This is a genomic window from Anabaena sp. WA102 (assembly GCF_001277295.1).
Classification (GTDB): domain Bacteria; phylum Cyanobacteriota; class Cyanobacteriia; order Cyanobacteriales; family Nostocaceae; genus Dolichospermum; species Dolichospermum heterosporum.
The window spans coordinates 1,854,197-1,880,417 of record NZ_CP011456.1; the positions used below are offsets into that span (position 1 = coordinate 1,854,197).

Annotated in this window: 26 protein-coding genes; 19 read left to right on the forward strand and 7 right to left on the reverse strand. The window is 36.3% G+C overall.

Annotation, left to right across the window (positions count from 1 at the left end; translation table 11 throughout):
- The first annotated feature begins 17 nt into the window (after window positions 1-17).
- Window positions 18-599 carry a Uma2 family endonuclease gene (locus tag AA650_RS08125; RefSeq protein ID WP_411762908.1) on the forward strand — a complete coding sequence of 194 codons (582 nt, stop codon included), beginning with the start codon at window positions 18-20 and terminating at the stop codon, window positions 597-599.
- A gap of 20 nt (window positions 600-619) precedes the next feature.
- On the opposite strand, the gene AA650_RS08130 is transcribed toward AA650_RS08125, so the two are convergent.
- The gene (locus tag AA650_RS08130) at window positions 620-1,192 is read right to left on the reverse strand and encodes a DUF3611 family protein (protein ID WP_053538629.1); all 573 of its coding nucleotides are present in this window, start codon (window positions 1,190-1,192) and stop codon (window positions 620-622) included.
- 121 nt (window positions 1,193-1,313) lie between these two features.
- Between AA650_RS08130 and AA650_RS08135 the strand changes: the two genes are divergently transcribed.
- On the forward strand, window positions 1,314-1,847 hold the full coding sequence (locus AA650_RS08135) for a cofactor assembly of complex C subunit B (protein WP_053538630.1): 534 nt from the start codon (window positions 1,314-1,316) through the stop codon (window positions 1,845-1,847).
- Between the two features lie 429 nt (window positions 1,848-2,276).
- Here AA650_RS08135 and AA650_RS08140 read toward each other — a convergent pair whose 3' ends face one another.
- Entirely contained in the window at window positions 2,277-2,600 is a 324-nt protein-coding gene (locus AA650_RS08140; RefSeq protein WP_053541224.1) for a DUF3155 domain-containing protein, read from the reverse strand.
- A 367-nt stretch (window positions 2,601-2,967) separates the two neighbouring features.
- Between AA650_RS08140 and AA650_RS08145 the strand changes: the two genes are divergently transcribed.
- Window positions 2,968-4,323, forward strand: coding sequence for a sensor histidine kinase (locus AA650_RS08145; protein ID WP_053538631.1), 1,356 nt, complete (start codon window positions 2,968-2,970; stop codon window positions 4,321-4,323).
- A 494-nt stretch (window positions 4,324-4,817) separates the two neighbouring features.
- Here the strand turns inward: AA650_RS08145 and AA650_RS08150 are convergent, their stop codons facing one another.
- The 3 genes from AA650_RS08150 to glyS form a co-directional block, all read right to left on the reverse strand.
- A complete protein-coding gene (locus tag AA650_RS08150; protein WP_053538632.1) occupies window positions 4,818-5,501 on the reverse strand; it encodes a hypothetical protein in 684 nt (227 codons plus the stop codon).
- 1,643 nt (window positions 5,502-7,144) lie between these two features.
- Window positions 7,145-8,548 carry a UDP-N-acetylmuramoyl-L-alanine--D-glutamate ligase gene (gene murD / locus AA650_RS08155; protein ID WP_053538633.1) on the reverse strand — a complete coding sequence of 468 codons (1,404 nt, stop codon included), beginning with the start codon at window positions 8,546-8,548 and terminating at the stop codon, window positions 7,145-7,147.
- 80 nt (window positions 8,549-8,628) lie between these two features.
- Complete coding sequence (glyS, locus tag AA650_RS08160; protein WP_053538634.1) at window positions 8,629-10,779, reverse strand: glycine--tRNA ligase subunit beta; 2,151 nt, start codon at window positions 10,777-10,779, stop codon at window positions 8,629-8,631.
- 30 nt (window positions 10,780-10,809) lie between these two features.
- Here glyS and AA650_RS08165 point away from each other — a divergent pair, with 30 nt between their 5' ends.
- The 16 genes from AA650_RS08165 to AA650_RS08235 all read left to right on the forward strand — a co-directional run bounded on the left by AA650_RS08165 (window position 10,810) and on the right by AA650_RS08235 (window position 25,043).
- Window positions 10,810-11,310, forward strand: a complete 501-nt coding sequence (locus AA650_RS08165) for a type IV pilin-like G/H family protein (RefSeq protein ID WP_257720908.1) — start codon at window positions 10,810-10,812, stop codon at window positions 11,308-11,310.
- A gap of 181 nt (window positions 11,311-11,491) precedes the next feature.
- Window positions 11,492-12,031, forward strand: a complete 540-nt coding sequence (locus AA650_RS08170; RefSeq protein ID WP_053538636.1) for a type IV pilin-like G/H family protein — start codon at window positions 11,492-11,494, stop codon at window positions 12,029-12,031.
- Between the two features lie 115 nt (window positions 12,032-12,146).
- The gene (locus AA650_RS08175; RefSeq protein ID WP_053538637.1) at window positions 12,147-14,408 is read left to right on the forward strand and encodes an O-linked N-acetylglucosamine transferase, SPINDLY family protein; all 2,262 of its coding nucleotides are present in this window, start codon (window positions 12,147-12,149) and stop codon (window positions 14,406-14,408) included.
- A gap of 77 nt (window positions 14,409-14,485) precedes the next feature.
- A complete protein-coding gene (locus AA650_RS08180) occupies window positions 14,486-14,809 on the forward strand; it encodes a nucleotidyltransferase domain-containing protein (protein ID WP_053538638.1) in 324 nt (107 codons plus the stop codon).
- Window positions 14,806-15,189, forward strand: a complete 384-nt coding sequence (locus AA650_RS08185) for a HEPN domain-containing protein (RefSeq protein WP_053538639.1) — start codon at window positions 14,806-14,808, stop codon at window positions 15,187-15,189. The genes AA650_RS08180 and AA650_RS08185 overlap by 4 nt, the downstream gene beginning before the upstream one ends.
- A gap of 272 nt (window positions 15,190-15,461) precedes the next feature.
- Entirely contained in the window at window positions 15,462-15,923 is a 462-nt protein-coding gene (locus AA650_RS08190; protein ID WP_053538640.1) for a DUF29 domain-containing protein, read from the forward strand.
- A 47-nt stretch (window positions 15,924-15,970) separates the two neighbouring features.
- Window positions 15,971-16,186 (forward strand): hypothetical protein, encoded by a 216-nt coding sequence (locus AA650_RS08195; RefSeq protein WP_053541225.1) that lies wholly within the window; start codon window positions 15,971-15,973, stop codon window positions 16,184-16,186.
- On the forward strand, window positions 16,183-16,347 hold the full coding sequence (locus AA650_RS27725; protein WP_199924404.1) for a type II toxin-antitoxin system RelE family toxin: 165 nt from the start codon (window positions 16,183-16,185) through the stop codon (window positions 16,345-16,347). Before AA650_RS08195 ends, AA650_RS27725 begins: the two co-directional genes overlap by 4 nt.
- A complete protein-coding gene (locus AA650_RS08200) occupies window positions 16,316-16,795 on the forward strand; it encodes an acyltransferase (RefSeq protein WP_053538641.1) in 480 nt (159 codons plus the stop codon). The genes AA650_RS27725 and AA650_RS08200 overlap by 32 nt, the downstream gene beginning before the upstream one ends.
- A complete protein-coding gene (locus tag AA650_RS08205; RefSeq protein WP_053538642.1) occupies window positions 16,792-17,826 on the forward strand; it encodes a Gfo/Idh/MocA family protein in 1,035 nt (344 codons plus the stop codon). The genes AA650_RS08200 and AA650_RS08205 overlap by 4 nt, the downstream gene beginning before the upstream one ends.
- A complete protein-coding gene (locus tag AA650_RS08210; protein ID WP_053538643.1) occupies window positions 17,823-18,905 on the forward strand; it encodes a DegT/DnrJ/EryC1/StrS family aminotransferase in 1,083 nt (360 codons plus the stop codon). The genes AA650_RS08205 and AA650_RS08210 overlap by 4 nt, the downstream gene beginning before the upstream one ends.
- Window positions 18,906-18,912: 7 nt before the next feature.
- Window positions 18,913-19,590, forward strand: a complete 678-nt coding sequence (locus AA650_RS08215) for an acyltransferase (protein ID WP_053538644.1) — start codon at window positions 18,913-18,915, stop codon at window positions 19,588-19,590.
- Entirely contained in the window at window positions 19,587-20,540 is a 954-nt protein-coding gene (locus AA650_RS08220) for an SDR family NAD(P)-dependent oxidoreductase (RefSeq protein ID WP_053538645.1), read from the forward strand. The genes AA650_RS08215 and AA650_RS08220 overlap by 4 nt, the downstream gene beginning before the upstream one ends.
- A gap of 90 nt (window positions 20,541-20,630) precedes the next feature.
- Window positions 20,631-21,833, forward strand: coding sequence for a DegT/DnrJ/EryC1/StrS family aminotransferase (locus AA650_RS08225; protein ID WP_053538646.1), 1,203 nt, complete (start codon window positions 20,631-20,633; stop codon window positions 21,831-21,833).
- Window positions 21,834-21,838: 5 nt separating this feature from the next.
- Complete coding sequence (locus tag AA650_RS08230; protein ID WP_053538647.1) at window positions 21,839-24,352, forward strand: glycosyltransferase family protein; 2,514 nt, start codon at window positions 21,839-21,841, stop codon at window positions 24,350-24,352.
- A 100-nt stretch (window positions 24,353-24,452) separates the two neighbouring features.
- Window positions 24,453-25,043 (forward strand): Uma2 family endonuclease, encoded by a 591-nt coding sequence (locus AA650_RS08235; RefSeq protein WP_053538648.1) that lies wholly within the window; start codon window positions 24,453-24,455, stop codon window positions 25,041-25,043.
- Here AA650_RS08235 and AA650_RS08240 read toward each other — a convergent pair.
- Window positions 25,037-25,645, reverse strand: a complete 609-nt coding sequence (locus tag AA650_RS08240) for a hypothetical protein (protein ID WP_053538649.1) — start codon at window positions 25,643-25,645, stop codon at window positions 25,037-25,039. The two genes, AA650_RS08235 and AA650_RS08240, sit on opposite strands and share 7 nt — an antisense overlap.
- A gap of 160 nt (window positions 25,646-25,805) precedes the next feature.
- Window positions 25,806-26,198: a tetratricopeptide repeat protein gene (locus tag AA650_RS08245; protein ID WP_053538650.1), complete on the reverse strand. Its 393-nt coding sequence runs from the start codon at window positions 26,196-26,198 to the stop codon at window positions 25,806-25,808.
- Window positions 26,199-26,221: the final 23 nt, after the last annotated feature.

Consider the following 26,221-nt stretch of genomic DNA (forward strand, 5'->3'; position numbering starts at 1 on the left):
AGGAGTTTTCAGCAATGATGACAACTCAATCAGTTATTTTAAATATCAAAAATGTAGAGTTAAGTGATGATCAATTTTATCAACTATGTCAAATCAATGAAGATTGGAAACTTGAACAAACAGCTAAAGGAGAATTAATAATTATGCCTCCAGTTGGTGCAATTAGTGGTAATAGAGAATCAGAGTTTAATGCAGATGTTGTGATTTGGAATCGTCAAACTAAACTCGGAAAAGTATTTAGTTCTTCCACTGTTTTTACTCTACCTAATGGTGGTAAACGTTCTCCTGATGTGGCTTGGATTGCTAATGAACGTTGGGATTCTTTAAGCATTCAAGAAAAAGAGAAATTTGCTAAAATTTGTCCTGATTTTGTCATAGAATTGCGTTCTCGTACAGATTCTTTGAGTCAATTACAGGAGAAAATGCAGGAGTATTTTAATAGTGGTTTACGTTTAGGTTGGTTAATTGATCCTCAAAATCAACAAGTAGAAATTTACCGTCAAAATCAGTCTGTAGAAATAGTATCATTACCGACAAGTTTATCGGGAGAAAATGTTTTACCAGGATTTATTTTAGAATTACCTGTTTTCAAAGATTAGGATACCACAACCACTGTCAATTATGGTTTATTAATCCGATTCATTAACCACAAAGATGCTAATAAACCTGCAAAATGCGCTGATACAGTATTTGTATTTGCCTGGACTATGAGCATATCTAAACCGCTAATAATCCGAGTTGGGTCAAATAATTGAGTAGTTACTGCTTGAGGAGATATAGACCTAGCTACTAGTGTACCAACGATCGCTTGCGCTCCCAATAAAGTGACTAATATTCCCCCTAAATTTATCCATAGACCTAAACGTAATACCTGCACAGTTTCCACCTTACGAGGGCGATTAGTGGGATTAGGGGATTCTAATTTCTTGCCAATTCTAGTGTAGCGATAAGCTAAGTAAATACCAGCACCCAACAGAAGTATGCCACAAATTGCTAAAAACACGCCAAAGCCCGTTCCTGGATTGTTACTGGGGCTACCTGCTTTTTGACTAAAAATGCCAAATAACAAGACAATTATTCCAGAAATTACACCTAATACCAACTGAATCCATAAACTAATCCAACCTGCTAGGCGAAATTGTTGGGCTATAGCCCGGAGGTTAGATGATGGTGTTTCGGAGTTTTGCGTCATATAAAAATTAAAACTTAAAAATTAAGAACAACTTCCGTTTGTTGTTTGTTAGCTGTTACCTATTTCCAGAATAATTGATAATGGGTTAAGTCTACTGAAAATTTCAGACGTAAAATTAGTTATGAATTCTACTGTTTCTCAATCTACGTTCCTCTTAACTTTTCTGTTATCAGTTGGATTATTTTTCTTTATACGCGCTTCGACCAAGGATCGTACAGAAATGATGCAATTGACTTCAGAACAGGATGAAAATACATTAATGGCTGCATTAAAGGAGTATTTTCGCTCTCGTGCTTATCGAGTTTCAGCGGTAGATACTGCTAAAAATCAAGTCACTTTTGAAGGATTGGTTAGCCCTAGCTGGTTTCTAGCTATATTTTTGACTATATTAGCAGCCGTAGGTTTGGGTTGTTTGGCGTTGGTTCTATCAATGCTTTTGCCCGATTTTGGCCAATTTTTTCTATTAATAATCCTGTTTTCGCCTTTAAGTGGATTATTGTACTGGAAAAAATCTGGAAGACTTGAGAAGGTGTCACTCAAGATGGAAAATATCCCAAGTGGGCAAAACTTCTCAAGTACAATCACTGTAACTGCCCATAGAGATGAACTGGCTGAGTTACAAAGGGCATTACAGCTAAAGACACTTGACACTTGATTAATTGTTGGGGGTGAAAACTAGCATTATGTAGGCTTCTGACTCAAGTTTTGAGTAAATCAGCAGTAGGGAAATCTTCCTGATGCTTGGTATGTCATGAGGAAAAATTTAAATTGGCGGACAGAGCTTGATAGTAGTCCAAATTAGTGAGAGCATAAATAAATAATTCATACTTCATTTTTTGGATGACCTTGGCTCTGTCGCTATTCTCTTTTGTATAAGCTGATAACAAACTGATTCATCTAATCTATTACAGATTAATGAGGAATTAATTATCCCATGACTTGAGAGAATGTATTTAAACTCTACTGGCAAATTCAACCAAAAAATTAAAAGAAATGGAATTTTTGAACAAACCAGTCATAATTGCCAGTTAATTATTCACAGAGTCAGAAGTCACATTTACAAGATATGATAGTCATTTGTTGTTTAGTTACTAGCCACAGCAACAGACACAGTTTGTGGTGCTGTTGGTGATTCTAAAATCCTGAGACTAGGGAACAAGAAATGATTCTCTTCTACGTATTGAGCGCCAAACAGACCTTTTTCCGCCCAGAAATATCGGTCTGTTGTATGTTCATTGCGTTTTACTAGTAGCAGCGCAGGTGGCGTGATACCTTCAGCTTGAATGAACTTTCTTGCTGCTGTCACAGGTTTATCTTCGCCACTTTCAATGCTGTACTGAGGGATATGCTCAAGTATGCGCCGTCCTTCCTGCCTACGACGACTCTTCCGCTTGCGTCTCCTTGCCAACCTATTGTCCTCCTGTTTCAAGCTATAGACTGTAGTTATGGCTACAAAATCCGTCGTCATTATATAAGTTCTATCTTAAAAGATCAATAGTTTTTAATGTTTTGATACAACTAGGGTAAAACTGTCAAAAATGAAGACTTAAAAATTAAAAAAATTGCTGACTTTTCAGCTATTGTTTCCCTACCAATCATCCATTACCAGACTAAACTAGATAGCTAGAAGCCTTAGTAACGTTATGTACTTGAATAAAATGCGAAAATTAGGTCGAAAGCTATAGGGGTAAGGCATAAGCTAAACCCCTACCAATTCCTTCTTTCCTTCTTCTTCTGACTTGGTGACTTATTCTTCCTCCTAGATTCCTGAACTCATGCTAATGTCTGCCAGTTCTGATTTTCTTGCTCTATGTCGAGAGCAAATGGCTCTGCTAACCCAAGGGATGGGAGCGGGCTTTAGCGTTGTTTATTTGACACAAGAACTAGTAGAAAAATCTACAGCAGAGGCACGACTAATTCCAGTAATGGTGTATCCAGAGACTATAGCATTAAATCCTAGTGATGAATATAGTGATGTGGGGGAAGGTTATCCTGTAAGGTTAGCTAATGTTTTAGCATTACCCAATCAGCAAATGAGATTGTTAAAACCGACTCCAATATCCTCCCATGAATCAGCGGAATCGGCAGCAACAGGAAAACAAAATTTACACGATGCACAAGATGAATACTGGCTGAGTCATAACCAAATTGTTTTACCTTTGATTCATGAAGGCGTGATGATGGGGTTATTGGTGACGGCGAGAGAAGATAGGGAATGGAATGAACGAGAGGAACGGGAAATTGAACGCATTGCTAAGACTTTAGCGATCGCTTGCATTTTAGACCAGCGCCAGTCATGGTTACAACATCAACTCCAGCAGGAACAAATTCTCCAAGAGAGACAACGGGATTTATTAGATAATCTTTTACATCAATTTCGTAACCCCTTAACTGCTATCCGCACCTTTGGGAAATTACTATTTAAGCGGATGCTACCGGTTGATCCTAATCGGGAAGTAGCCACCAGTATAGTCCGGGAGAGCGATCGCTTACAAGAACTATTAAAACAATTTGATCAAGTAATTGATTTAAATACGGCAGATTCAGAACCTTTACCTCTACCAGAATCAAAAGTAGTTATTAACGCAAATGTCCAAAAAGCAGCTAAACCTGCGTTATTATTGCCCGGAACAGGGGAACAATTAACTAATCGTTTCTTAGTAGATTTATTAGCACCTTTATTAATATCTGCCCAAGCGATCGCTCAAGAACGAAATCTACAATTAATCACAGAAATTTCTCCTCACCTACCCCTAGCGAGGGTGAATGAAAAAGCCTTAGGAGAAGTTTTGAGTAATATCCTTGATAACGCTTTAAAATATACACCACCTGGAGGTAAAATCTTAGTACAATGTGGGCAACAAAAAGGAAATTTACAAGGTATTGCTATTAGTGATACAGGTCCAGGTATTCCTCCAGAGGACTTAGAACATCTAGGAGAAAGACATTACCGGGGTGTACAGGCAAAAACAGAAATTCCGGGAACTGGCTTAGGAATTGCCATTGCTAAACAGTTAATAGTAGAAATGCAGGGAAACATCGAGGTTTTTAGTCCAGCCATTAACTCAATTATCACATTACCAAATACCCCAGGAACTACATTTATAATTTGGTTGCAATCTGTTGGCTAAAATAGGGAATAAATAAATAGACTTAAAAATTTCAGGCGTTGCTGATAGCCTGCGTAGCGTAGCCATATTGAGGTATGCATTGGTGTCAACTTAAGCTCAAATCCCTACCACATCTCGTTCCTAGTCTCTGACTAGGAATGCAGTTGATGAGGCTCTGCCTCTAATATTATTGAAGGCAGAGCCTTCTAGAATTCATTCCCAGTCAGAGACTGGGAATGAGATGACTTGAGTTCTTTGCGGGATAGAGGTTTTACGTTAAGTTGACACCAATGTGAGGTATGAAATTCCCAAATTGAACCTTTAAAACTCAAACCTCAGTGCGTCTTCGCGCCTTTGCGTGAGACTAAAATTTATTTATATTATGAAATTCACAACTTCAAAACTATTACAGCACTTTGTGGTGTTATGAAGTACAAGAACCCCACCCCCAAACCCTCCCCGCAAGCGAGGAGGGGACTATGATGTATTTCATTCCAGTGCATACCGCTATAAGTTTATTGACGAGTTATGACTAAATTTGAAGTCAGGGTAATATCTAAATCTTGTTCTGGTCTTAACACAAAAACATCAGCTTTTGGTTTTCGCAATAGTATACTAGCTAAAGCCCCCGCTGCTGCACCACCTACGGGTTCTAAAACTTCAATTTTCTTGTTACCAGTCACCAAAGAAATCAGAGTAGCAGCACCCGCACCAATAGCCGCATCTGTTAATATTTGTCCAGTGCTTGATCCTTTGGTAATTGTTTCTGTTTGGGTGATGGTTTTAGAGTTAGCATAAATCTGTTGTCGTTGTCCAGAGGGAAATACTAATTCCCTGGCTACAAAGCGGACACCTTGCCGGTTATTATTAGTAGATGCCCCATTTAATCTTACTGGTTGTAATTCTCCAATAACTTCAGTATTAGCAGGAATTAAAATATTTCTGTTTTTATCAGTAACATTGTCAGCTATTTTCAGAGTTAGAGCCAATGTTTCACCCGGTTTGACAATAACCTTCTCTTTTTCGTAGGTAACAGGTAAAGTGACATTAGCGGGGATACTAATTGTCCGCGATTGATTGAGATTAAATCCTTGGGCAAAAACAGGGTTAAATGATAGCACGGGGATGGCTGTACCTGTTGTAATGGCTATAGCCATGAGTGCAGCGGTGCTAGATTGCCAATGGATAGAACGACTCATGATAAGATTGCCAATAATATGTGATATGTATGGTGACGTGGACTAGCTAGGATAGTTTCTGGACAATTGTTAAGTAGGTGGGCGTTAAAAATTGTCGTTGGGGCAAGGGAACAGGGAACAGGGAACAGGGAACAGGGAACAGGGAACAGGAAGAGAGTTTTGAGTGATTTTACTTTTCTTCACATACCTTTAAATTTTTCTGTTCACCTACTTAATTAAGACTTGCTAAATAAAGCTAAAACCATTTATTAATAAGAGTTTCGCGGATTTTCATCACAAAGAAGTGCCAGGTTTTGGCTGATGGTGTCTCAAAATAGGTGCATTTTTCTTTGTCAGATTTGGAAAATTGAGGATGTCCAGACAGTTGAAACTGTTCCCAGTTAAGAGTTATACTATGTACTTGTGAGATTTAAACTTTTGCCAAATGACAAAGAACCCAGATGTGTAGGGGTAAAGCAAGAGCTTCATTGGTGTCAACTTAACGTAAAATATCTACCCCGCAAAGAACCCAGATCATCTCATTCCCAGTCTCTGACTGGGAATGAATTCTAGAAGGCTCTGCCTTCAATGATATGAGAGGCAGAGCCTCATCAACTGCATTCCTAGTCAGAGACTAGGAACGAGATGTGGTAGGGATTTGAGCTTAAGTCGAAAAAGCGAACTGCTTGCAGCAGCGCTTCGCTATCGCACAATTATAATATGCTCTTAGTTTTATCCTAGATGCTGTTTATCAGATATATTATTCATAATGGCTGTATGATAAGTTTAAATTATAGAAAATCAATAATACTTTTGATATTTATAACTTTTAGCAATTCCCTTTATATTTTCTTAATAATTAATTGAGAATCTTTTCTATTTATCAACGAGGTTGCTATACTTTCAGCGATCTGCTATAATTTCAGAGAATTTCATAATTGGGTTACTATTATCAATTTTAGATCTTTCAGAAGAGGTTAGTCTCAAACCCTTGATTGACAGTAGTTTCAGAAATTAATTTCCCAGGCTAATACAAAACTTTACAAAATTAATAGCTATTCCCTCAACAATTTTAGCCATGAATTTGCTCAGAAATGATCTAATTTGAGCGATCGCAAAAATTTCCTATTGACAAATTGACAAAAAAGTGATATGTAACCTGTCAATGTTATTAATTTTAGTGATATTTAGGACTTACGCACGAGTTACGGAATAATGAACCACAGAGAACACAGAGAACACAGAGAAATGAGGGTTTGAGGAATATTTTGCGTAAGTCCTGATATTAAATCAACATGAATTAAGTAGGTGAACACAATAAAACCAAACTGTGTAAAGAAATGTAAAATCGCCCAAACCCTCTTCACTCTTGCCTCTTGCCTCTTGCCTTTTGCCTTGCCATAACGACAATTTTCAACGCCAACCTACTTAAAGTTTACTCAAAAATTTCCGGGTTATTTAGTCATCTTCAGATGACTTCTGCTATTAGACTGGGAATTCATTCCCAGGCGGGCTACAGGTTTTACCTTAAGTTGACACCAATGAAGCTCTTGCTTTACCCCTACACATCTGGGCTTTTTGTCATTTGGCAAAAGTTTAAATCTCACCCGTGTTTAGTATACATCAATTTGATTGATGTTGGGTTGCGCTTTGCTTAACCCAACCTACGGTACTAGATATTTTTGGCACAATTGCCGAAAGTCTTCACCCCGCATTTCAAAGTTGGGATATTGGTCAAAACTAGCGCAAGCTGGAGATAATAATACTACAGAGGCTTGATATTTTTTGGCTAATTCCGCAGATAAGGATACGGCGTTTGCCATTGTTTCAACTATGTGATAATTGCTATATCCCATCTCTTGCAGCCGTTTAGAAAATGCTGGTGCTGCGTTACCTATGAGTAAAACGGCGGCGGCTTTGGCTTGAATTTGGGCTAACCAAGTGGTATCATCCCCGGCTTTGGCTTCGCCACCAGCAATTAAAATGGCGGGACTATGGACAGATGCTAATCCTACTTCGGCTGCGTCGTAGTTGGTGGCTTTGCTATCGTTAATAAAATCAATTCCTTGCCAATTGCAAATATGTTCTAAACGGTGGGGAACGCCAGAGAATTCACGCACAGCTTGAGAAATAGCGGTAATATCTATACCTGCTAATCTAGCAGCGGCGACGGACATGAGCAGATTTTGCTGGTTATGTTCCCCTACCATTCGCAATGCAGATACCTCTACAATGGGTTGTGGTGTGGGGGTAATTTTTTCCATTACCCAGCCATTTTCTATATAAAAGCCTTTTTCGCCGATTAAGAATTTTTCACCTTTAACGGTTGTCCAATAGGCATTTGGCCAATGAGTTAATCCTAATTTGCTCAAATAAGTATCATCACCATTAAATATTTGAATTTGGGAATTATGTAATAATTTGGCTTTGATATTATAGTAATTTTCTAATGTTTTGTGTCGGGCTAAATGATCTGGGGTGAAGGTTGTCCAAATCCCAATGCGGGGCGCTAAAGTTACGGAAGATTCGATTTGATAACTACTAAGTTCAGCAATTATCCAATTAACGGAACTTTTGTCTGTATTCCCTCTTGCCTCTTGCCCCTTGCCTCTTGCCTGTATTGCTACCTCACAAGCAGCATGACCAATGTTACCACAGGCGGGGGCGTTCAATCCCGCTGTTTGGAAAATGGCAGCAGTTAAAGCGGTGGTGGTAGTTTTACCATTTGTCCCGGTGATTGCTACCCAAGGAATATCTTGCAAATATCGCCAAGCTAGTTCCATTTCGCCAATAGTTTCTATGCCTAATTCTCGCGCTTTGGCTAAAATAGGAATATCCCAAGGAACTCCGGGACTGAAAACTATTAATTTGGATATATCAGAGTTGGTGAATTCTGGTTTGTGTCCTAATTTGACGGTGATGTGTTCGCTGGCGAGTTGTTGTTGTTGTTCGAGGAGGGTTGGGGAGGTGCTACTATCGCAAAGTTCAACCTCCCAGCCTTCCTGTTTCAACAATCTTGCCGCAGCAACACCGGATTTTCCGAATCCAATAATTAACGCTTCTGGCATAGACTATGTAGCATCCCTGGTTAAGCTTCACTATAGTAGCGTTAATTGGCAAAAATTACACCAATTTTTGTTGCGTTATGCTACAAATTTTTGACTATCGCGCCAAAGTCCGCCAATACACGGGCGTGATTTCGCAGTAATCCCAGTAAATTTAAGCGATTTTGCTTAATATCGGGATTTGCGTCCATAACTAAAACGCTGTCTTCACCATCAAAAAATGTACTGACGGTGGGGGCAATTTTTGCTAGTGCGGTTACTAATAGTTGGTAATCCCGGTTTTGTTGTGCTGCTTGGGTTTGAGGAACTAATTCAAGTAAGGCGTTATAAAATGCAGATTCGGATTTTTTCTGGAACAGTTGGGGATTAATTAAAGACTGTGGTTCTAGGGTTTGAAAGTCTAGATTTCCCTGGGCTGCTAACCGGGTGGAACGGTTGACGGTTTCGTAGATTTTATCTAATGTACCATCTTTGCGGATTTGTTGTAAATAGAGAGCGCGATCGCGGACATCTAATAAATCCGTTAATGCTCGTTCTGTGTATTCAGGATCATTTTCTCCCAAAACTGCATTTACCAAATCGTAATCTATCTGTTTTTCATCTTGTAATAAGGTGCGAATCCGTTGCAGGAAAAATTCTTGCAAGGTTTTAATTAAGGATTTGGCATCTTTGTTAAAAGTTGTAGCGAAATCTGTGGCGATTTCTTCTAAAAGGGTTGATAAATTAATTTGTAAATTCGCCAACCAGGTAATATTAACAATCGCATTTGCCGCGCGACGTAAGGCGAAAGGATCTGATGAACCTGTGGGAATTAAACCTAAACCAAAGATACTAACTAAGGTATCTAATCTATCTCCTAAACCAACTATTTGCCCTGTGAGAGTTTGGGGAAAAATATCATCAGCATTTCTGGGTAAATAATGCTCAAAGATGGCTTTTGCAACTTCTGGATTTTCGCCATTAGCTAAGGCGTATTTTTCGCCCATAATTCCCTGTAATTCTGGAAATTCATAGACCATTTGTGTGACTAAATCGGCTTTACAAAGTAACGCGGCTCTTTGTATATTCTGGGTTTGGTCTGGATTTAATTGTAATTGAGTGGTAATTCTTTCGGCATTTTTAACTATTCTGGCGATTTTGGCACGAACTGAACCTAAATCTTCTTGAAAGGTGACTTTTTCTAATTGGGGTAAGTAGCTTTCTAAGGGTTTGGCTAAATCAGCTTCATAGAAAAATCTGCCGTCTGCTAACCGCGCTCGAATTACTCTGGCATTACCGACAGCAATAATATCAGATTTGGCAGGATCTCCGTTACTAATGGTGATAAAGTTGGGTAATAATTCCTGGCAATCAGCATTTTTGAAGACGGGAAAATAACGCTGATGACTTACCATGACTTCGGTAATTACTTCTTTTGGTAAATTGAGAAATTCCTCTTCAAATTGGCCGATAACTGCTGTGGGATATTCAACTAAATTGACAACTTCTGCTAGTAAGTCGGGGTAAATTGGGGTATATCCGCCTAATTTTTCGGCTGCTGCTTTCACTTGATTTGTGATGATTTCGGCTCGGTCTTCTGGGAGTACATTTACATAGCCAGAAGCCAAGGTTTTAACATATTCTGTAGCATGGTCAATGCTGACGGGTTGGGGGTGTAAGACTCTATGGGTGCGAGAAAGGCTATCGCTTTTAACAACTTTTGCCCCATTTTCTAATTGTAATGGTAAAATTTCCCCATCTAACAATGTGACTAAAGTGCGAATTGGGCGCGAAAATCGTCCGTCACCATGTCCCCACCGCATTAACCGCTTGCCTTCTAAGTTCCAGACCCATTGGGGGACAAGTTCGGTTAGAATATCGGCGATGGGACGACCGGGAATTTGTTTGTTGACAAAGACGAAATCGCCTTTTTCCGTGGGACGAATTTCTAAAGCAGAAATATCTACACCTTGCTTACTCGCAAAACCAATGGCGGCTTTAGTGGGTTGTCCATCTTTAAAAGCTGCTTGTGCGGGTGGTCCTTTGATTTCTTCTTCTCTGTCTGCTTGCTGGGAAGGTAAACCTGTAATGAGAACTGCTAACCGGCGGGGTGTTCCATAGACTTCGACAACCGATTCGGGGAGACTGTGGGTTTTGAGACTTTCGGGAATGCGCGATCGCCATTGCCCAATAGCATCACTCAAAAAACCTGCGGGTAATTCTTCTGTACCGACCTCTAATAAAAATGCTGGCATAAGATCCTGTTTTTAAGTTGGTGTGGCTTAATATTAGGCTATTTTTTATCACCAAAGCTAGGCAATACGGGATTTACCCTAATTGAACTACTTGTAGTTATACTCATGATTGGTATTTTGTCTGCGATCGCCCTACCCACTTTACTGAGTCGGGCTAATAAAGCTAAACAGGTAGAATCTAAACTATATGTTGGTGCAATGAACCGCGGTCAACAAGCTTATTATCTAGAAAATACAGTCTTTACTGAATCTGTTGATGAATTAGGCGTTGGTATTCGACAGCAAACAGAGAACTATTTATATAAAATCAATATTGCTCCTAGTAATACAGTGGTGACAAATAACGGTATATCCAGGAAACCAGCGTTGAAATCCTATGCAGGAGTCCCCTATTTAAATACGATTCTAAGCACAGATGGTACTATTGGATCAGTTACCATCACTATTTTATGTGAAAGTCCTGCTGCTGGTGAAGGGACTGAGCAAACAATGAATTTAGCTTCTTGTCCCACTGGTTGGATACCTTTATAAATGCCAACGGTTGGATTGATTGAATAAACATAATCAGATGAAATCATCTGTATGTAAGCTTTCTAATCCATTTTTATATCTAGGAAAAAATATTTTTTGGTGGGGTGATATGAAATTGATCAGAACTGGGTAAGTTATTTGCATAAAGAAACAAACAACACTCCGACCAGGGAAAACTACTATGAAAACTGAACTGAAAGCCAAATTCTTGCAACACCTTCTTGGTAAAAAGAAAGATAATCAAGGTTTCACCCTGATTGAATTGTTAGTTGTTATCATCATCATCGGTATTCTGTCCGCTATTGCGCTTCCCTCCTTCTTGAACCAAGCTAAGAAAGCTAAACAGTCTGAAGCTAAGACTTATGTTGGTTCTTTGAACAGAGGTCAACAAGCATTTATGACAGAGAATGATGTATTTGGAACAGATATTAACTTATTAGGTGTTGGTATTAATACCACTACCGCAAATTACACATACGGAACTTCATCTTCTGGTGCTGGTGCTGGTGCTTATGCTCTAAATACTTCTGCTCAAATTGTAACTACCTCTGGTTTGAAAAACTACGGTGGTATGGTTTATTTGAAAGCCATTAATGCTAACAGTGAACTTACAAGTGTAGCTTTCCTTTGTGAAACTAAGAATGTAAACACTAATGGTAGTGCCTCAGTATCCGTATCTACATCTATTTGTGATAGTACCAATGGTATCGTAATTAAGTAATAATTAAGTTATTGTTCTTGCTAATCAATGGTAAGAAATAATCATTCACCTTCCATATTGAACTTGGGAGGTGAATACTTTATATTACATAACGATAAACATACTGAAAAAAGTTATGAATGAATTAAACACTATTAGTAAAATAAGTGATTGGGAGAAACGGGCAGAACAATATCTAATTGAAGAGAACTATAGTGCTGCTGCTAAACTTTATGAAGAAGCAATTGAACAAGAAGAAGATATTAAAAGTTATTATTGGCATTTAGGGTTACTCTTATTATTACAAGGTCAAGAAACAGAAGCTCAATTTACTTGGTTTTCAGCTTTATCAGAAGAAGTAGATATTGACACTAAAGATTTATTAGAAGTTTTAGAAATAGAAGCTAAACGTCGGGTGACGATTGAAGACTATCATGTTGCTTGGGCAATTCGTCAACATATAAAAGAAATTTTTCCTGAAGATATCAATAATTTATTACATCTTATTCAGCTTGTCATCCAACTAGAAACATTTAAAGATGATTATGCTTATCTATTAGAGTCAGCTATTAATTATTTATCTCCCAAAACAGATAATTGTGATATCAATCTACTAATAGATAGCATTAAAAAACTTTTAGTTTATATAACTAGGGAAGCAGAAGCATTTGATTCAGTATTTAACTTTGTGAAAATCTGTTTACAGAATTATTCTGATAGTGACAGGATCGTTATTATTGAAGCTATAATGATCCAATGTGTCAGATTTTCTGCTTTTTATAAAAGACCTGGTTTAGCATCAAAATTTTCAGAACTTTGTTTAGAATTGGTTACTGATATTCACCAGATAGAATACCGGGAAATTCTCACCTTACTATCACATTTTTATCAAAATAATCATCAATTTGAGCAAGGTATAGAAACTGCTAAACTTGCTTATGAATTGAGTAAGACTTTAGCTGAAAAAATTTGCGCTAATTACGTGGTAATTAGGGGATTAATGACTTCCGGTAGTTATTGGCAAGAAGCTCATGATCGTTTACAAAATCACATTCTGTTAGCTCAAAATTTGGTAGAAACTAAGCCTGAAGATATTAATATAGTCAATATTTCTAGACTGTTTATTTCTCTATTCTTTTTACCATATTTTGAAGATAAACCTGATAGAAATCACAAACTTCAACACCAAATTTCTAGTTTTTGCCAATCACAGATAATCAAATTTCATGGAGAAATTGCAGAACAACAACAACAATATTTAGATTCACGTAAACATAATCTAAGCAAAAATAAGAAGATACTGAATATTGGTTATATCTCCCATTGTTTTAAGAAACATTCTGTTTCTTGGTTATGTCGCTGGATTTTCAACTATCATGATCCAGAAAAATTTAAAATACATTGTTATTTTTTCAATGACTCTGAGCAGATAGAAAATTTTACCAAAAATCACTTTGTTAGTAAGTCTGCTAATTTTTACCAATTTGGTACTTCTCAACATCATCAAGTATGGAATCAAATTCGATCTGATGAAATTGATATTTTGGTAGATTTAGATAGTTTAACTTTAGATCAAGCTTGTGATTTATTATCTGTCAAATCTGCCCCGATACAGGTAACATGGTTAGGGTGGGATAGCTCAGGATTACCATCAATTGACTATTTTATTGCTGATCCCTATGTGTTACCAGAAGCAGCACAGGATTATTATAGCGAGACAATTTGGCGATTACCTCAAACTTATATTGCTGTGGATGGTTTTGAAGTAGATGTACCTGATTTACAAAGGGAAGATTTAGATATTCCTAGTGATGCTATAGTTTATTTCATGACTCAAAAAGGATATAAACGGCATCAACCCCATTTATATCTACAGATGAAAATTATCAAAGAAGTACCTAATAGCTATCTTTTGGTTAAAGGGGATGCAGATCCAGAAACAACTAGGGTATTTTTTGAAGAGATTGCAGCGGAAGCAGGTGTAGATTTTTCTCGCATCAAATTTTTACCCTATGCCCGTAGTGAAGCCGTCCATCGGGCTAATTTACAAGTTGCTGATGTGGTTTTAGATACCTATCCTTATAATGGTGCAACCACAACTTTAGAGACTCTATGGATGGGTATTCCTTTAGTTACTAGAGTGGGTGAACAATTCTCTGCCCGCAATAGTTACGGCATGATGGTTAATGCTGGTATTACAGAAGGTATTGCTTGGACTGAGGAGGAGTATGTAGAGTGGGGTGTGCGTTTGGGTAAGGATGAAAAACTCCGACAGCAGATTTCTTGGAAATTGCGTCAGTCAAGACACACAGCACCGCTATGGAATGCAAAGCAGTTTACCCGTGATATGGAAACGGCTTATGAGCAAATGTGGCAGAAGTATCTTGATAGCAAATAAGTATATAGTCAGGACTTCAGCTATAAAAAAATGTGCTACGATCACCAAATAATGTTCATCAAAAGAGGTCATCATCTATGGAATCGCTAATAATAAATAAAATTTTAGAAAGAGTTAAAGGTTTTCTACAAAAAACCTATCAGGAGAATTTGGATAAAGTTATCTTGTTTGGTTCTCGTGCTAGAGGTGATCATCATTCTGATTCTGATGTAGATATTTTAATTGTGTTAAAAGAACCCTTTAACTATTCTCAAGAAATCGAAAAAACTAGCATTTTTCTTTCAGAATTATCTTTAGAATTTGACTTAGTTATTTCTCGTGTTTTTGCTGAAACTAAAGATTTTAACTCTAAAAATACTCCTTTTTTTATGAATGTTAGAAAAGAGGGGATTACTTTATGAATAATGAACAAAAATATTTATTAATTAAGGCAGAAAGGAGCTTAAATGCAGCTAAAGAATTAAATAATAAAAATTATCCTGAGTTTGCGACTTCTCGATGCTACTATAGTATGTTTTATGTAGCAGAAGCTTTGTTATTAAATGAAAATTTATCTTATTCTAGTCATGCTGCGGTTATTTCTGCTTTAGGTAAATATTTGGTAAAAACTAATAAAATTCCGATTAAATATCATCGTTATCTCATTGATGCTCAGGATCAAAGAAATAGAGGTGATTATGATGTTAATCCAGATTTAACCAGGGAAGATGCTGATAAACTGATTGTCCAAGCAGAAGAAATGTTAAATTTTACTAATCAATATTTAGTTCAACAGACTTAGATTATGTTAATCTTTAAATAAAGGGCGTAGTTTACCACTGTAGGAGAACTCTATATGTACCATGAGAAATGATTACTACTAAGAGGATGTTTTAAAAGTGGTATTCCGTAATTTTTGTCACATTGCTACCCCCCTTTCCCCTTGTAAAGGGGGGAAAAAATAAAAATCCAGTTCCCTCCCCTTTACAAGGGGAGGGTTAGGGAGGGGTAAAAAATATTTGATACATCAACCATAACTTTTCAAACACCCTCTAACAAAAAAGGACTGTGATTATGATAACTGTAACACAAAATCAACTAAAAAAACTGTATGAAATTGATGATTATCTGTGGTTGGAAGAAACTATTAAGCTTCTAAAAACAAAAGATTTAGATAATTTAGATTTAGATAATTTAATTGAGGAGTTAGAAAGTTTGGGAAGAAATGATTTAAACAAAGTTAGAAGTTTATTAAGACAAATTATAATTCATATTTTACTGTTAGAATATTGGCAGGAAGAACATGATCGAAATTATCGGCATTGGCAGGGAGAACTAATCGCTTTTAGAGATGATTTAAACAATAGCTTAACTAATACATTAAAAAATAAGTTAGTTCAAGAATTAGCTCATATTTACAATGTTGCTGTGAAAGTTGTTGTTCAAAAAACAGGATTAGCATCAAATCTATTCCCTGATAATTGTCCCTATTCTTTGGAACAATTATTTGATGATAATTGGTATCCTCAAAAGTAACTGAAGTTGACAAATATTTTTTAGATAATTTTGCAGGAGGTGTAAAAATGGAAACTACAACTAAAAAACAAGCATTATTAAAAGCAATCTATGAACGGCTAGAACAAGTTTATGAAGGCACTTTAGAGGAAATATTAGAACTGTTAGATATTTGTGAAGGTGAAGATACAGAGGATATTGCGGATGCGATTGCTGAATTAAAAGATGCAGAAGTGAACGGTACAATATCTTGGGAACAGTACCAACAGGAATTAAAATCGTGAAGTATCAAATTGAATTTACCAAGGGTGCTGTAAAACAACTCAAAAAATTACCAACTGATATTAGAGAAAGAATTGGTTTAAGAATTCAAGAATTAGCAATTGAACCGCGTCCTGATCAATATAAATTTTATGGCAATTTCACAAGATGTAAAGTTAGGTAATAATGTCGTGATTCATCATCCTGAATTGGTTAATCTGTATGGATGTAAGATTGGCGATGATACTAAAATAGGTGCTTTCGTAGAAATACAAAAAGGTGTGATTGTGGGTAATCGCTGTAAAATTTCTTCCCACAGTTTTATTTGTGAAGGAGTGGAAATTGAGGATGAGGTTCTGATTGGTCATGGTGTTATGTTCATTAATGATCGTTATCCTAGAGCCACCAGCAACGGTAATTTGAAGACGGAAGCTGATTGGAATGTAACTCCAGTGAAAATTAAACGGGGAGCATCTATAGGTAGTGGAGCAGTGATTATGTGCGGAGTAACAATAGGTGAAGGGGCAATGATTGCTGCTGGAGCAGTAGTTACTAATAATATCCCTGAATACGCAATTGCTCTAGGTGTACCCGCTAAAGTAACAGGTGATGTGCGGAAGCGTGAGTCATGATAGGAATTGGTGTAGTTGGTTATGGCTATTGGGGTCCGAATCTGGTACGTAACTTTTATGAAATACCAGAATCCCAAGTAATTGCTGTTAGTGATTTCAGTTCAGATAGATTGGTAAAAGTCCAATCTCGTTACCCCACTATTGATGTGACGTTAAACTATCAAGACTTAATCAATGATGATCGTATAGAGGCGATCGCTATTGCTACTCCAGTTTCAGCCCATTTTGATATAGCTATTCAGGCTTTACAGGCTGGAAAGCACGTTTTAATAGAAAAACCCATAACCGCAAACTCCGAACAGGCATTACGATTAATTGCTGAAGCTGATAAACGTAATCTAGTTCTGATGGTGGATCATACTTTTGTTTATACGGGAGCAATTCGCAAAATACACGAGATCATAGAGAATAATACATTAGGTAATATTTATTATTATGACGCGGCGCGTGTAAACTTGGGATTATTTCAACATGATGTAAATGTAATCTGGGATTTAGCAGTACATGACTTATCCATTATGGATTATGTCTTGCCTTCCAAACCTTGTGCTGTATCTGCTACAGGTATAAGTCATGTCAGTGGAGAACCTGAAAATATAGCCTATATGACATTATTTTTTAATGAGCAATTAATTGCCCACTTACAAGTTAACTGGCTTGCTCCAGTCAAAGTGCGGCGTACACTCATTGGTGGTAGTCAAAAAATGATCGTCTATGATGATGTAGAACCTAGCGAAAAGGTAAAGTTATATGACAGAGGAATTACAGTCAATAACAATCAAGAGAATATGTATAAAATGCTGATTGGTTATCGGACTGGCGATATGTGGTGTCCAAAATTGGATCTGACAGAAGCTCTTAATAGAGTGGTATCACACTTTATTAATTGTATTAAAACAGGCGATCGCCCTTTAACTGATGGTAAAGCTGGGTTACGAGTGGTGAAAATTCTTGAAGCTGCTACTGAGTCTATGAAACACCAGGGTAAATTAGTGGAATTGAACTGGACAGAAGCAGAGGTAACACAATGATTCCATTTATAGATTTAAAAACTCAGTATGCTACTATCAAAGATGAAATTAACCAAGCTATTTCTGGAGTGCTGGAAACTACCCAATTTATATTAGGGGAAGAAGTAGAAGCTTTTGAAACTGAGTTTGCAACTTACTGTGATGCTAATTATGGTATTGGTGTAAATTCTGGGACAAGTGCTTTACACTTAGCCTTGTTAGCATTAGGCATTGGTGCTGGTGATGAAGTCATAACTGTGCCTTTTACCTTTGTGGCAACGGTGGCAGCTATCTGTTATACAGGAGCTAAACCAGTTTTTGTGGATATTGATCCTATTTCCTACACTATAGACGTTAACCAAATTGAATCTGCTATTACTGAAAATACTAAAGCCATACTTCCTGTTCATCTATATGGGCAACCTGCGGATATGGACTCTATTCTATCTATAGCTAAAAAGTATAATCTGAAAGTAATTGAAGATGCTGCTCAAGCTCATGGTGCTGAATATAAAGGCAAAAGGGTTGGTAGTATTGGTGATTTAGGTTGTTTTAGTTTCTATCCCGGCAAAAATTTAGGAGCTTATGGCGAAGCAGGAATTGTAACCACTAATAACCCTGAGTATGCCCATACTATTAGAAAGTTAAGGGATTGGGGACAAGAAAAGAAATATCATCATGATTTCAATGGTTATAATTACCGTATGGAAGGAATACAGGGGGCAGTGTTACGGGTGAAGTTACGTCACCTAGAAACTTGGACTGAAGCTAGGAGAAGTCACGCTCAAGTTTATAATCAATTATTAGCAAATTCTGGGTTAGAAACTCCTGTAGAAATGCCTTATAGTCGTCATGTTTATCATATATATGGGGTGCTATCAGCTAATAGGGATATTCTACAACAACAATTAATGGAAAAGGGGATTCAAACAGGGATTCATTATCCTATTCCTGTTCATTTACAGAAAGGTTATGCAGATTTAGGTTATAAACTAGGTGATTTTCCTTGTAGTGAATTAGCGGCCAATGAAGAATTATCTCTACCTATGTATGCAGAATTAACTGATTCAGCTATTACATATATTGCAGGAGCATTTTAATTTTTTTATGAGTGATAATTTAAAAACTAAAATTGTTAAAGCACAGCATGGATTGAAGCAAGTTCAAGAAGATCCTAATTTTGAAAAAGAATTAGCGCAACATTTACTGACTGCTTTCCAGCAAGAGCAATTAATTAATTTATATGACCGATTCATTATTCAAGATGGTCAATTTGATACTCTAATGAGAAGAGTATTATGGAAAGCTTTAACAAAAAAGATAGGTAATAATGTCGTTATTAGTAGTGAAGTTCGCTTTAAACATCCAGAGACATTTGAAATAGGTGATGGTGTTTTTATTGGCACTCAAACCTATATACAAGGTAGATTTGATGGTAGATGCTTAATTGGCAATCACGTTTGGATAGGTCCAGGTAGTTACTTTGATGCTCGCAATTTAATTATAGAAGACTATGTTGGTTGGGGACCGGGAGCAAAAGTATTAGGTTCAACCCATACGGGCATACCTACTGATATCCCAATCATTCAAACAGATTTAGAAATAAAACCAGTAAAAATTGCTATGGGTGCTGATATAGGAATGAATGCAGTTATTCTTCCAGGAGTAAATATTGGTCAAGGTAGTATAGTAGGTGCAGGAGCAGTAGTAACAAAAGATGTTCCTGCTATGGCGATTGTAGCTGGTGTACCTGCTAGATTTTTACGTTGGAGAAACGAATTATGAAAAAAGTTTTAATAACTGGTGGTGCAGGATTAGTTGGTTCTCATATTGCCGATCAATTAGTTAAACAAGGAGTTTTGGAAATAGTTATTCTCGATAACTTTGTTAGGGGTACTAAAGCTAATTTACAATGGGCGCTCGCTAATGGGAATGTCAAAATCATCAAAGGAGATATTAGAGATCAAACACTACTCAACGAAATCATGTCAGGTGTAGATGTTTTATTTCACCAAGCAGCGATTCGTATTACCCAATGTGCTGAAGAACCAAGATTAGCATTAGAGGTATTAGTTGATGGTACTTATAACGTTTTAGAAGCGGCAGTAAAAGCAAAAGTAAAAAAAGTGATAGCGGCTTCTTCCGCTTCTGTTTTGGGTATGGCCGAAGAATTTCCTACCACTGAATCCCATCACCCCTATAATAACCGTACCTTTTATGGTGCAGCTAAAACCTTCAATGAGGGAATGTTACGCACTTTTAATGAAATGTATAGCTTAGATTATATCGCGTTGCGCTATTTTAACGTTTATGGTGTGAGAATGGATATTTATGGGGTTTATACGGAAGTTTTAGTTAGGTGGATGGATCGTATTATCGAGGGAAAACCACCGCTGATTTTTGGTGATGGTTTACAAACTATGGATTTTGTTTCTGTGGAAGATATTGCCAAAGCCAATATTTTAGCTGCTCAAAGTAATGTTACTGATGAAGTTTTTAATATTGCTAGTGGGGTAGAAACTAGCTTGAACGATTTAGCTTTTAGCCTTTTAAAAGTAATGAAATCTGATCTAAAACCTGAATATACAGCCGAGAGAAAAGTTAATCCTGTACAAAAAAGATTAGCTGATACCAGCAAAGCTGAAAAGTTACTAGGGTTTAAAGCAGAGGTTTCCTTAGAAGAGGGTTTAAGCCGTTTAGTTGATTGGTGGAAAACAACCAAGAATATTGTATAACCTATCTTAATAGTAGTTGGTGTTTAAACTCAGCTTTTTCAATCAAGGATAATTTAACTTACCTTATTCTTATGGACACAATAATTGAGTATGAATGAACCCTTATCTTTCATCCCCATTGCTAAACCTTTTCTGGGTGAGGAAGAAGCCCAAGCTGCAAGTCAAGCCATTTTATCAGGCTGGGTGACACAGGGTCCCCAAGTCAAAGCTTTTGAAGAAGAATTTGCTGACTATGTGGGAGCAAAATATGCTTGTGCCGTCTCTAGTTGTACCACCGCTTTACATTTGGCTTTATTAGCCGTAGGTGTTCAACCTGATGATGAAGTAATTACCGTATCCCATTCTTATATTGCAACAGCTAATAGTATTCGCTACTGTAGTGCTATTCCGGTATTTGTAGATATTGAAACCGAAACCTATAATATTAATCCTGATTTAATTGAGTCTGTCATCAGCGATCGCACTAAGGCAATTTTAGTAGTGCATCAAATGGGAATGCCTTGCAATTTAAAAAAAATTTTAGAGATTGCAAAAAAACATTCCTTACCAGTTATTGAAGATGCTGCCTGTGCGATCGGTAGTGAGATATTATGGGAGGAAGAATGGGAAAAAATTGGTAAACCTCATGGAGATATTGCCTGTTTTTCCTTTCATCCCAGAAAAGTAATTACCACTGGTGATGGAGGAATGCTAACCACTTCTAATCCAGAATGGGATGAAAAATTCAGGCTATGGCGACAACATGGCATGAGTGTACCAGATACCGTGCGTCATGGATCAAAACAAGTCATTTTTGAAACCTATCCCGTTTTAGGCTATAACTACAGAATGACTGATATTCAGGCGGCAGTCGGACGGGAACAATTGAAGAAATTACCTCAAATAATCTCGAAAAGACGACAATTAGCAGAAAAATATCAGGAATTATTAGCTAATGTTTCTGGAATAGAAATTCCAACAGAACCAGCCTGGGCAAAAAGTAATTGGCAAAGCTATTGTATTAAATTAGCTGACCATATTAATCAAGTGGAGGTAATGCAAAAATTATTAGATCAAGGAATTGCTACTCGAAGGGGGATAATGTGCGCCCATAGGGAAGAAGCTTATCAAAAGGAACACTGGAGTTGTGGCATTGATAAAAAAGATTGTGCTTGTCAGTTAAATACTTGTCCAAAATTGTTACAGAGTGAGAAAAATCAAAACCAAGGATTAATAATACCATTATTTGTTCAATTAGAAATTTTTGAACAAGTTAAAATTGTTGATATCTTATATAATACTTTAGATGCTTAAATAACATGAAAATTGATTTAGTTTATCCTTCTCGAAAAATATTCCATGACACTTGGAATACTGGAAAAGGTTGGGTAGAAACATTAAAAAGGATGAAATTACTTAATAATTTTTTTGCATTAGATCCGGAAAATTGTCATACTCTTTTGGAATATTTAAAAGCTCCTAATAGCGATCTTATAATAATTTTAGGGGGTGATCATTTTCTTTATTTTATGTATGACAATCATGCTAAAAAAGATATTTGGGATCAAGTAAAAATACCCAAAATTTGTATTTGTTGGGAATCTATTGTTAATTCTTTGTTTCCAGGATTTTTTAAAAGAAGTTCTAATTCTTTACATTGTTTTGACTATTTTATTTATGGAGATGAGCGAGATAAAGTTTTTTTTGAAGGAAAATCAGTTAATTATTGTTTTTCACCACTTTGCGTTGATGGTCAAGAATTTAAGAAAAGCAAACCATTAAATGAGAGGAATAATCAGGTTTTTTTCTTCGGAAAAATAAATAATTTTGGCATCGAAAAAGTTTATTCAGAAAGAAGAAGATTATTGAGCGAACTCTTAACTAATCAAGCAATAGATTATATTAGTGAATATATTTATACTGGAGAGAGTGCAGAAAAATTAGTAAATCTATATAATGAATATACTTTAACGATAAATTTACCCACAAATCATGGTGGTTATACTCAAAGGGTTTATGAGGCTATGTCTTGTGGTACAATTCTTTTTCAATATCGTTTAAAAAATGATCCTTACCATAGTTTATTATTTAAAGAATATGAGCATTATATTCCTTATGAAATTGATAATATACCTGAATTACTAGAGAATTTTAAATATTATTTAAAACATTTACCAGATTTAGAATATATTTCTGAACAAGCTCGACAAGAAGTTATAGCCAAACATACCATAGAGGCTCGTATTAATCAAATTATTAAATTTGTAAATACAGGTGAAAAAATAGAATATCAACTCATACCAGAACTACAACAGCAAGACAATCTAAATCAGCAAAATTCCTATTCTTTACTAACAAAAACAAAAACCTATTCTGATCCCATTATTGTTGTTGATGCTGTATTTTTCCAACTCTATAAAACAGGAATTGCTAGAGTTTGGCAATCTTTATTACAGGAGTGGGTTAACAGTGGTTTTGCTAAACATATTGTTTTATTAGATAGAGCGGGTACTGCTCCAAATATAGCGGGAGTATGGTATCGTACCATTCACCCTTATGATTACAATAATACAGACAGCGATCGCCAAATTCTCCAGCAAATTTGTGATGAAGAAGGAGCAGAGTTATTTATTTCTACTTATTACACGACACCCATTCATACACCTTCAGTATTTATGGCTTATGACATGATAGCAGAAGTATTAGGACTCAACTTAAATGAACCTATGTGGAGAGAAAAGCATAATGCAATCAAACACGCATCTGCTTTTCTTTCAATATCAGAAAATACAGCGAAAGATTTAAGTAAATTTTTCCCAGATATATCATTAGAATCAATTACTGTTGCCCATTGTGGAGTTGATCCTCTTTTCTCCCCTGTCTCTGAAAATGAAATTAATGCCTTTAAATATAAATATGGCATCAATAAACCCTATTTCCTATTAGGTGGACTAGGCGGATATAAAAACTCAATTCTCTTCTTGCAGGCATTTTCCCAACTGATTAATAAACACAGTTTTGATATAGTAGCGACTGGTGCAGGTAGTCAATTACCTCCTGAATGGCGACAATATACTGCTGGATGTACCTTTCACGGATTACAATTAAGTGATGCAGAATTAAGATTAGCTTATGCTGGAGCAGTGGCACTAGTTTATCCCTCTCAATATGAAGGTTTTGGAATGCCAGTAGCGGAAGCAATGGCTTGTGGATGCCCTGTAATTACTACTCCTAATGCCTCTTTACCCGAAGTTGGAGGAGAAGCAGTCATCTATGTTAAAGATGATGATATTGAGGGTATGACTAATGCTTTATGTGATGTTCAAAAACCCAGCTTAAGACGTAATTTAATTCAGGCAGGATTACAACAATCTCAGAAGTTTTCTTGGGACAAAATGGCTGATATTGTCAGCAATGTTTTAGTTAATCAAACTCTTGAATCTTTACCTTTCAACCTTGGAGAAATTAATCTAATCATGTTTCCTGATTGGAATCAGTCAGAAGATGATTTATATGTGCAATTAGGAGAGGTAATTAAAGCACTAGCTACTGATTCTCATGCTGATGAAACGACATTACTCATCTATGTTAGTAACAGTGATCCTGAAACTGCGGACGGAATATTATCTAGTATCGCTATGAACTTAATAATGGAAGATGAGATAGATATTACCGAAAGCATACAAATTTCTTTGATAGAAGAAATCAGTGAAAAACAGTGGCAAACACTACTACCACATTTACAGAGTAGAGTTGTATTAGAATTAGAAAACCAAGAGGCGATCGCTAAATTCCAAGCAGACACCTTACCGACTTTTGAAATAGGATTATAAATCAATTTCTGCTTCTGCTGCTTTATCTTGGTAGATATCACTTATTTAGTACAATTTAACTGTAACCGCTTCCATACCTTGTATTTGAGGAATAAAAACTATGACAACTACATTACAAAAAGCTATTGTACCAAATAATCATCTAGTTCTTACAGGAATTACTTGGGAAAAATTTGAGCAAATAGAAACCACCTTTCAAGATATTGAGGGGATAAGATTTATTTATTTAGATGGAGAATTAGAAATTATTATGAATTTAGGACAAGAACATGAATATTACAAAAGAACAATTAGTTTATTGTTAGAAGCATACTGTAGAGAAAAAAGGGTTAGATTTTATGCTGGAGGTAGTGCCACGTTAGGAAATAAAAATATAACTGGACGTAAAGAACCTGATGAATCCTATATTTTTCATAGTAAAAAAGACATTCCCGATTTAATTATTGAGGTAATTTTTACCAGTGGAAATATAAAAATATTAGAAATATATAAACGAATTGGTATTCCTGAAGTTTGGATTTGGGAAGATGGATTATTAAAAATCTATGCTTTAGAAAATGGTGAATATAATCAGGTTAATCAAAGTCAATTATTACCAGATTTAGATATACAAGTGTTAAATCAGTATGTTGATTACCATGATCAATATGATGGAGTCACAGAATTTATTAACTACTTAAAAACTCAATAAATAACCTGTTCAAAACTATTACTAAATATAAAGTTTAACGCCTCCATCAGTGCTTGTAAATCCTCTAATACATAATATTTAACATTCTTAACAAACTCCATTTCTTGCAAAACTGCAAATTCCCATAACTTACCATTAGAAACTATACCAAATAACCGACTATTTTGATTACCATTCATTTTTTGTGCAGCAATCAGTTCCGCTAAACATTGTCCCCAACCTTCCTCAAAGTTATCTTTTTTAGCTTCCACTATAATTAGATAGGGCTTCTCTAAAATAATTTTACCCCTAGAAGAACGTTGAGCAACCATATAGTCAGGAATCCCTGATAAATTCTCATCATAATTTAAAGGTTGATGACTCCAAAGTAATAATTTACTAGCATATTGTCGCCATACTTCTACAAGAACTGGGTAAATAATGCTTTCACAAATAGCATATTCTGAATTAAAAACAACTCCTTCTTCTAGGATAAAATCTAATCTACTCTTAAAATACGGATCAGTTTCCATAGGTACTTGTTCAATGAAATTTTTTTCTTTGTAAGTGAGTGGAAATTCCTGTAAAACATCAGCAATGCTTTTGTATTTATTAAAAGACATAATTTTCCCTCTGGGTAAAGTTGCTTTCCACACCTGCCAGGGAATAAATTCCCTGTCTCATAGCTCAAGTCCGTTAAAACGGACTAATAAATCTTGCCTTTTGCCTTGCCATAACGACAATTTTCAACGCCAACCTACTTAAACAATTCTGATATCGCTCTTACTTTTCCCTCATTTTCTTCTTTATATCTGCCAGCACAGTTTGATAATCCTCTCTATCTGGATGTAATTTTATTAACTTCTCAATTAAGGCAATCCCCCCCTGATTATCCCCAGACCTTAACCGCATAATGGACAATCTCTCAAGCGCCATTTGATTATTCGGTTCACGTTGTAAAACCAACTCATACCCCTTAATCTGTGTCTGTAAATCATTCCCAACGGTTTTAACTACTGCTTGCTTAGGTTTTTCCCAAGACTGTTTGATGGCATTAACCCCGCCGAACAGTATTGAACCGCCAAATGAAATAAGTCCGATATATGTAACAATTCTTTTCTTTCGCTCAATCTGCTTACCGCGCCGAACCAAGTAATCATCACTAGAGTTAGTCATGTGTCAAAAATTGCTGTTGTCTT

Excerpts from the sequence above, each read along its gene's own strand:
- AA650_RS08125 (WP_411762908.1), top strand. The coding sequence starts at position 18 with ATGACAACTCAATCAGTTATTTTAAATATCAAAAATGTAGAGTTAAGT.
- AA650_RS08130 (WP_053538629.1), bottom strand. The coding sequence starts at position 1,192 with ATGACGCAAAACTCCGAAACACCATCATCTAACCTCCGGGCTATAGCC.
- AA650_RS08135 (WP_053538630.1), top strand. The coding sequence starts at position 1,314 with ATGAATTCTACTGTTTCTCAATCTACGTTCCTCTTAACTTTTCTGTTA.
- AA650_RS08145 (WP_053538631.1), top strand. The coding sequence starts at position 2,968 with ATGCTAATGTCTGCCAGTTCTGATTTTCTTGCTCTATGTCGAGAGCAA.
- AA650_RS08150 (WP_053538632.1), bottom strand. The coding sequence starts at position 5,501 with ATGAGTCGTTCTATCCATTGGCAATCTAGCACCGCTGCACTCATGGCT.
- murD (WP_053538633.1), bottom strand. The coding sequence starts at position 8,548 with ATGCCAGAAGCGTTAATTATTGGATTCGGAAAATCCGGTGTTGCTGCG.
- glyS (WP_053538634.1), bottom strand. The coding sequence starts at position 10,779 with ATGCCAGCATTTTTATTAGAGGTCGGTACAGAAGAATTACCCGCAGGT.
- AA650_RS08170 (WP_053538636.1), top strand. The coding sequence starts at position 11,492 with ATGAAAACTGAACTGAAAGCCAAATTCTTGCAACACCTTCTTGGTAAA.
- AA650_RS08175 (WP_053538637.1), top strand. The coding sequence starts at position 12,147 with ATGAATGAATTAAACACTATTAGTAAAATAAGTGATTGGGAGAAACGG.
- AA650_RS08180 (WP_053538638.1), top strand. The coding sequence starts at position 14,486 with ATGGAATCGCTAATAATAAATAAAATTTTAGAAAGAGTTAAAGGTTTT.
- AA650_RS08185 (WP_053538639.1), top strand. The coding sequence starts at position 14,806 with ATGAATAATGAACAAAAATATTTATTAATTAAGGCAGAAAGGAGCTTA.
- AA650_RS08190 (WP_053538640.1), top strand. The coding sequence starts at position 15,462 with ATGATAACTGTAACACAAAATCAACTAAAAAAACTGTATGAAATTGAT.
- AA650_RS08195 (WP_053541225.1), top strand. The coding sequence starts at position 15,971 with ATGGAAACTACAACTAAAAAACAAGCATTATTAAAAGCAATCTATGAA.
- AA650_RS08200 (WP_053538641.1), top strand. The coding sequence starts at position 16,316 with ATGGCAATTTCACAAGATGTAAAGTTAGGTAATAATGTCGTGATTCAT.
- AA650_RS08205 (WP_053538642.1), top strand. The coding sequence starts at position 16,792 with ATGATAGGAATTGGTGTAGTTGGTTATGGCTATTGGGGTCCGAATCTG.
- AA650_RS08210 (WP_053538643.1), top strand. The coding sequence starts at position 17,823 with ATGATTCCATTTATAGATTTAAAAACTCAGTATGCTACTATCAAAGAT.
- AA650_RS08215 (WP_053538644.1), top strand. The coding sequence starts at position 18,913 with ATGAGTGATAATTTAAAAACTAAAATTGTTAAAGCACAGCATGGATTG.
- AA650_RS08220 (WP_053538645.1), top strand. The coding sequence starts at position 19,587 with ATGAAAAAAGTTTTAATAACTGGTGGTGCAGGATTAGTTGGTTCTCAT.
- AA650_RS08225 (WP_053538646.1), top strand. The coding sequence starts at position 20,631 with ATGAATGAACCCTTATCTTTCATCCCCATTGCTAAACCTTTTCTGGGT.
- AA650_RS08230 (WP_053538647.1), top strand. The coding sequence starts at position 21,839 with ATGAAAATTGATTTAGTTTATCCTTCTCGAAAAATATTCCATGACACT.
- AA650_RS08235 (WP_053538648.1), top strand. The coding sequence starts at position 24,453 with ATGACAACTACATTACAAAAAGCTATTGTACCAAATAATCATCTAGTT.
- AA650_RS08240 (WP_053538649.1), bottom strand. The coding sequence starts at position 25,645 with ATGTCTTTTAATAAATACAAAAGCATTGCTGATGTTTTACAGGAATTT.
- AA650_RS08245 (WP_053538650.1), bottom strand. The coding sequence starts at position 26,198 with ATGACTAACTCTAGTGATGATTACTTGGTTCGGCGCGGTAAGCAGATT.